The following is a 6,905-nucleotide window of genomic DNA, read 5'->3' on the forward strand; positions in this document are numbered from 1 at the left end:
AAGCTTGGTTTAAATTAAATGCCAAAAAGAACTGACATCAAAAAAATCTTATTAATCGGCTCGGGGCCTATTGTCATAGGACAGGCGTGCGAGTTTGACTATTCTGGAACTCAGGCGTGCAAGGCATTGCGCGAAGAAGGATATAAAGTAGTTCTTGTCAATTCCAATCCCGCGACTATAATGACAGACCCGGAGATTGCTGATGCAACTTACATAGAGCCGTTAACAGCAGATACCATTGAACTGATAATAAAGAAAGAAAGGCCTGATGCGCTGCTTCCGACGATGGGCGGACAGACCGCGCTTAACCTTGCTGTTGAGCTTGCTGAAAGCGGAGCGCTTGAAAAATATAATGTTGAACTCATCGGCGCAAAACTTCATGCAATAAAGAAGGCTGAAGACAGAGAGCTTTTCAAAGAGGCAATGCAAAAAATCGGGCTTGAGGTTCCTGAGAGCGCGGCAGTTACGAGCATGGAGGAAGGATTTAGTATCATTGAACGCATAGGATTTCCCGCAATCCTCAGGCCTGCATTCACACTCGGAGGCACAGGCGGCGGTATTGCTTATAACATGGAAGAATACACAGAGCTTCTTGACAATGGGCTGAAGCTCAGCCCTGTTCATCAGGTGCTTGTAGAGAAATCAGTTATCGGATGGAAGGAATATGAGCTTGAGGTGATGCGGGATATGAAGGACAATGTCGTTATCATCTGCTCCATAGAAAATTTTGATCCTATGGGAGTTCATACAGGAGACTCAATCACCGTTGCTCCTGCACAGACCCTGACAGACAAGGAATATCAGCGGATGCGCAATGCAGCAATAGCAATCATCAGGGAAATAGGAGTTGACACCGGCGGTTCGAATATCCAGTTTGCATTGAATCCGAAAGACGGCAGGATGGTTGTTATAGAGATGAATCCTCGTGTTTCAAGGTCCTCGGCGCTTGCAAGCAAGGCAACAGGATTTCCTATAGCAAAGATTGCTGCAAAGCTTGCAGTGGGGCTTACGCTTGAAGAAATACCAAATGACATAACAAGGGAAACGCCTGCATCCTTTGAGCCTGCGATTGATTATGTTGTGACAAAGGTTCCAAGATTTGCATTTGAAAAATTTCCCACTGCGGATTCAACGCTCACAACACAGATGAAATCCGTAGGAGAGATGATGTCTATAGGCAGAACTTTTAAAGAATCTTTGCAGAAGGCAATAAGAAGCCTTGAGATTGACAGTTACGGTTTTGAAGAAATTGACATAAGCACAGCAGAACTTAAAGCGAAACTCAAGATGCCTAATGCAGACAGGCTCTGGTATATTGCGCAGGCTATGAGAAACGGAATGTCTGTTAATGAGATTTATGAACTCACATGGATTGACCCGTGGTTTCTGAACAACATAAGGCAGATTGTGGATTTTGAGAAAAAGATTCAAGATTCAAGATTCAAGATTCAAGAAAAAAATAACTTCCGAACTTCCGAACTTCCGAGCTTCCGCTCTGTTTTAAGGGCGGCAAAGGAATACGGCTTTTCTGACAGGCGTATAGCCAAACTTTCAGGAAAGACAGAGGCGGAGATAAGAAAGTTGAGGAATGAATCCGGAATAAAGCCTGTCTATAAAATGGTGGATACATGCGCAGCGGAATTTGCGGCATATACCCCGTATATGTATTCAACATATGAAAAACCGTTCCATTCGGTTCACGGTTCACGGTTCACGGTTCACGGAACTGAATCCGAAATCAATCCCACCGAGCGTAAAAAGGTAATTATCCTCGGCTCAGGTCCTAACAGGATAGGGCAGGGGATTGAATTTGATTACTGCTGCGTCCATGCAGTCTTTGCTTTGAAGGAGCTTGGTTACGAGACTATAATGATCAACTGTAATCCTGAGACTGTCAGCACTGACTATGACACTGCCGACAGGTTATATTTTGAACCTCTGACAATAGAGGATGTGCTGAGCATTATTGAGGCTGAAAAACCGGAAGGCGTCATAGTGCAGTTCGGCGGGCAGACCCCGTTAAAACTGGCAGTGCCTCTTGAAAAAGAGGGCGTAAAGATTCTCGGCACTTCTCCTGACTCAATAGACCGCGCAGAAGACAGGAGGAGATTCAAAGAACTTCTCCACAAACTCAAGCTAAAGCAGGCAGAGAGCGGAACTGCCATGTCTACTGATGAGGCAATAGCCGTCGCAAAGGAGATCGGTTATCCTGTTATGGTAAGGCCTTCTTATGTGCTCGGTGGAAGGGCGATGGAGATTGTCTATGATGAAAGCTCACTTATTGATTATATGAAGCGAGCTGTTAAGGCGTCTCCTGAACATCCTGTGCTGATAGATAAATACCTTGCAGGTGCAATAGAGGTTGATGTTGATGCTATTTCAGACGGTTCCGATGTAATTGTCGGCGGTGTTATGGAGCATATAGAAGAGGCAGGGATACATTCAGGTGATTCAGCATGCTCCCTGCCGCCTTATTCTCTGAATAAAGATATTGTTGCTGAGATTAAAAAGCAGACAAAGGCATTAGCGCGTGAGCTCAATGTCATAGGGCTTATGAATATCCAGTTTGCAGTCAGGGATAACGAGATATACATTCTTGAGGTAAATCCAAGGGCGTCAAGAACAATACCTTATGTGAGCAAGGCAACGGGCGTTCCGCTGGCAAAGCTTGCTGCAAAGGTAATACTCGATAAGACATTGAAGGAACTCGGTCTGACAACTGAAAAGGAGATAAAGCACGTTGCCGTTAAAGAGGCCGTGTTTCCATTTGACAGGTTCAGCGGTGTTGATATAATCCTCGGCCCTGAGATGAAATCCACAGGAGAAGTGATGGGCATAGACGAGGATTTCGGTATTGCATATGCAAAGGCTCAGTTATCATCCAACAACAGGATACCTGTGTCGGGTAAGATTGTGATAAGCGTCAGGGATGAAGACAAGGACGGGATATGTGATATTGTGAAGAAACTCCACGCCATGGGTTTTGAGGTTATAGCAACGCGCGGCACTGCAGAGCATCTCAGTAATAAAGGAATAGAAGTTGAGGTAATAAATAAGGTAAATGAAGGAAGGCCTCATATCGTGGATTTAATCAAAAACAAGGAAGTGAATTTTATCATTAATACAGTTAGCGATGCACAGGCTCAGAGGGATTCTTTTTCAATAAGGCATAGCGCGCTCCAGTACAGGGTGCCTTATACGACAACTGTTTCCGGCGCAAAGGCAGTCGTCAATGCAATTGAAATGCTCCGCAGGAAAAATATAAGCATAAAATCCATTCAGGAATATCACAGGGCATAAAGCACGAGGCGGTGCCTGTCTTTCGGCAATATTAAACTACCTTTGTAAAAGTGCAAATGTTGGTGCAATATAGTCTTGTTCTTCCCATCTGTTATGAGGGGCTATCCGCTCCACTTCGCTGCGACTTCAGCCCCTATTCTGACAGACCCGTGAATTTTGCCTCGATCCAGTCACCGCCTCATTAGACAAAGTTTTTGGCGCATATGATATATGCCAATTTAGCATATTATTTATGGTAAACTATAATGTTTTTCTTAAGAGCTGAAAACATTAATTTCTTGTAAGAAGAGGGGAAAATGGCAAAGGTTCCTGTAAGCATTGAAGAAGAAATGAAGGTGTCCTACCTTAATTACGCCATGAGCGTAATAATCGGCAGGGCGCTTCCTGAGGTAAGAGACGGGCTTAAGCCTGTGCAGAGAAGAATACTCTATGCGATGTTCAGGGAGGGCCTTCTTCCCGGCAAAAGATATTCAAAGTGCGCCGGTGTTGTCGGAGAGGTCTTAAAGAAGTATCATCCCCATGGCGACACCGCTGTCTATGACGCCCTTGTGAGGCTTGCGCAGGATTTCAACATGAGATACCCGCTGATAGACGGACAGGGCAACTTTGGCTCGATTGACGGAGACCCTGCTGCCGCATACCGTTACACAGAGGCAAGGCTCGCAAAACTCTCGGAAGAAATCCTTGCGGACATAGATAAGGAGACGGTTGACTTTCAATCCAATTTTGATGAGACCACGGAAGAGCCGTTGGTGCTTCCGTCAAGAGTGCCGAATCTTATAGTAAACGGCTCCTCAGGCATTGCCGTCGGCATGGCAACCAATATACCGCCGCATAATCTCGGCGAGGTAATAGACGGGCTTATTATGCTCCTTGATAATCCGGAAGCAACTGTCAAGGACCTGATGAAGGCTGTAAAGGGGCCTGATTTTCCTACAGGCGGTTTGATTCATGGAATGCAGGGAATCGTTGATGCATACACCACAGGCAGAGGCATTATTAAGGTCAGGGCAAAGGCGAAGATTGAGCAGGAATACAGAGGCGGAGAAAATATCATAATCACGGAAGTTCCGTATCAGGTGAATAAGGCAAGGCTGATAGAAAAGATTGCCGAGCTGGTAAGAGAGAAAAAAATAGAGGGCATATCCGAGATACGGGATGAATCTGACAGGGAAGGCATAAGGGTTGTCCTTGATCTTAAAAGGGGCGAGATGGCAGAGGTAGTCCTGAACAATCTTTACAAACACACGCAGATGGAATCCACGTTCGGAATTATAATGCTTGCCATTGTAAGCGGCCAGCCTCAGGTGATGCCTTTAAAGAAGATACTCAGCCATTTTCTCCAGCACAGGCGGGATGTTGTCATAAGAAGGACAAGATTTGAACTTAGAAAGGCGGAAGAAAGGGCGCATATACTGGAAGGACTCAAGGTTGCCCTTGATCATCTTGATGCAATTATCGCATTGATAAGAAAGTCAAAGACGCCTGATGAGGCAAAACACGGGCTCATGAATAATTATCCTTTGTCTGAGATTCAGGCGCAGGCAATACTTGACATGAAATTACAGAGGCTCACAGGCCTTGAGCGTGAAAAGATAATAAAGGAATACACAGAGACATTAAAAGAGATTGAGAGGCTGAAGGCAATACTCAGAAGCGACGCCCTTGTATCAAAGATAGTCAAAGATGAGCTGAATGAGATAAAAACCCAGTATGCTGATGAAAGAAGGACTGAGATTGCCGCGGAATTAAAAGAGATTACAATTGAAGACCTCATAACAGAAGAAGATATGGTTATCACCATCTCTCATCAGGGTTATATCAAGAGAAATCCGTTGTCCGCATACAGGAGTCAGCGCAGGGGCGGAAAGGGACTTATCGGAATGGAAACAAAAGAGGAAGATTTTGTTGAGCAGCTTTTTATAGGTTCAACTCATGACTATATGCTTTTCTTTTCCAACCTCGGAAGGCTCTACTGGCTCAAGACTTATCAGCTTCCCGAAGCAGGGCGCGCTGCAAAAGGCAAGGCGCTTATCAATCTCCTTCAATTATCAGAAGGCGAGAGAATTACAACGGCGCTTCCCGTGAGGGATTTTAAAGAGGGATTTCTTGTTATGTTCACAAAGAACGGAACAGTTAAAAAGACCGCGCTTGAAGAATACAGCAATCCAAGAGGCAAGGGCATAATATCAGTTACGCTTGAAGAAGGAGACGAACTTATCGCGGTAAAAAAGACAGACGGCAAGAGTGATCTCATTATTGGCACAAAGAATGGCCTTTCAATCCGCTTTAATGAAGAGGATGTCCGCGAGATGGGGCGAACTGCAAAGGGAGTCAGGGGCATACGCATTGTTAAGGGTGATGAGGTTGTCTCAGCGGGAGTTGCCGAGGAAAGAACAGCGCTGCTGACAGTCACGGAAAGAGGACTTGGCAAGCGGACCAGGATAGAAGAGTACCGTGTTCAGGGCAGAGGCGGTAAGGGAGTAATATCTATAAAGGTTATAGAGAAAGGCGGGAAGGCGGTGGGCCTTATACAGGTGCGCGACGAGGATGAGATAGTCATGATTACGAATTCCGGCAAGCTTATAAGAACTACCGCAAACAACATATCCCTGCTCGGAAGAAATACACAGGGAGTCAGGCTTATGGATGTTGACGCAGAAGATAAAATCGTCAGCATAAGCAAAGTGGTTGAGAAGGACTAACTGATTTGCAAAAAGCTGCAAACAAAATAGTAAAGATTCCCCTTTATATTTTTGCTTTTACAGTTGTAGTCCTGCTTTTTGCATACATTACATTCAAATTGTTGAGTTTCAGCAGGACGGTGGATGTTCCTGACCTTTCAGGTAAAAACCTTGTTGAGGTTAATGAGCTTCTGAGCAGGAAGGGGCTTAATCTGAAGATAGAAGGCGAAGATTATGATTCGGATGTTCCGGCAGGGCACATAATAAGACAGGATTTACCTTTCGGAAGCAGGGTTAAAGAACAGCGCAGTATAAGAGTGTTTGTAAGCAAAGGTACGAGAGCCCAGTCTGTTCCCTCGGTAGCAGGAGAATCTCTGGATAAGGCGGAATCCGTACTTTTACAGAATGGTTTGAAAGTAGCTAAGGTTATACGCGTACATTCAACCTCTGCGGAGAAAGACAGGGTTATCGCACAGAAACCGGCTCCCGGCGAGAAGATTACTGAAAAGATTACGCTTGTTGTCAGTTCAGGGCCCTATGAGGCAATTTATTCTTGCCCTGATTTTCAGGGCAAGACAAAGCAGGAGGCTGAGCAGCTTGCGGAAAAGTTGGGGTTAAAAGTCAGCGTCACAGGTTCAGGAGAGATTATAAAATCACAGAAACCTAAGCAGGGAAGCCAGATAAAGACAGGGGATACAATTTATCTGATGCTTGAGGGAGAATAAGGGCGAATTCAAAAATCAAAAATTAAAATTCAAAAATTATGGAAGGTTGAATGAGAATTTGTAGGGTTTGACGAAATTAGGAACAACTGGTAAGTTAGTCCTCCGGAAGGAGGAAGCAGATGGCAAGAAAGAAATGGAGCGCAGAAGAGAAGCAGAAAATGGTATTGGCAGGCTTGAGGAATGAGGCGTCAGTAGC

Annotated in this window: 3 protein-coding genes; all 3 read left to right on the top strand. The window is 45.0% G+C overall.

All coding sequences use genetic code 11. The features are described 5' to 3' along the window. Positions 1-18: 18 nt before the first annotated feature. The 3 genes from carB (at position 19) to HY035_03865 (ending at position 6,709) form a co-directional block, all read left to right on the top strand. Positions 19-3,300, top strand: a complete 3,282-nt coding sequence (gene carB, locus HY035_03855; protein ID MBI3377523.1) for a carbamoyl-phosphate synthase large subunit — start codon at positions 19-21, stop codon at positions 3,298-3,300. A 296-nt stretch (positions 3,301-3,596) separates the two neighbouring features. Next, entirely contained in the window at positions 3,597-6,005 is a 2,409-nt protein-coding gene (gene gyrA, locus HY035_03860) for a DNA gyrase subunit A (protein ID MBI3377524.1), read from the top strand. Between the two features lie 5 nt (positions 6,006-6,010). Further along, complete coding sequence (locus HY035_03865; protein MBI3377525.1) at positions 6,011-6,709, top strand: PASTA domain-containing protein; 699 nt, start codon at positions 6,011-6,013, stop codon at positions 6,707-6,709. The last annotated feature ends 196 nt before the right edge of the window (positions 6,710-6,905 follow it).

Source organism: Nitrospirota bacterium (genome assembly GCA_016195565.1).
Taxonomy (GTDB): domain Bacteria; phylum Nitrospirota; class Thermodesulfovibrionia; order Thermodesulfovibrionales; family UBA1546; genus UBA1546.

Excerpts from the sequence above, each read along its gene's own strand:
- gyrA (MBI3377524.1), top strand. The coding sequence starts at position 3,597 with ATGGCAAAGGTTCCTGTAAGCATTGAAGAAGAAATGAAGGTGTCCTAC.
- carB (MBI3377523.1), top strand. The coding sequence starts at position 19 with ATGCCAAAAAGAACTGACATCAAAAAAATCTTATTAATCGGCTCGGGG.